Source organism: Leifsonia sp. SIMBA_070, assembly GCF_046534635.1.
Classification (GTDB): domain Bacteria; phylum Actinomycetota; class Actinomycetes; order Actinomycetales; family Microbacteriaceae; genus Leifsonia.
Genome location: NZ_JAWRYK010000526.1, coordinates 1 through 258 on the forward strand (window position 1 = coordinate 1; position 258 = coordinate 258).

General features: G+C 60.9%; 1 protein-coding gene. It reads right to left on the minus strand.

What is annotated here, in order from left to right:
* A partial coding sequence (gene ssb, locus SB754_RS21305; protein WP_410784330.1) for a single-stranded DNA-binding protein occupies positions 1 to 219 on the minus strand: 219 nt, incomplete at its 3' end.
* Positions 220 to 258: the final 39 nt, after the last annotated feature.

The following is a 258-nucleotide window of genomic DNA, read 5'->3' on the forward strand; positions in this document are numbered from 1 at the left end:
GCCCTTCTTCAGGTATTCGCTGACGATTTCGGCGAGACGGCCGAAGAACGCCACGCGGTGCCACTCGGTCATTTCCTTGAAATCGCCGCTCGCCTTGTCCTTGTAGCGATCGGTCGTCGCGAGACGGATGTTCGCAACCGCGTCGCCGCTCGGCAGGTAACGGACTTCAGGATCGGCGCCGAGATTGCCGACGAGGATGACCTTGTTGACGGATGCCATGTGTTTCTCCAGTAAATTCGATGCCGGGCCGCCCGCGAG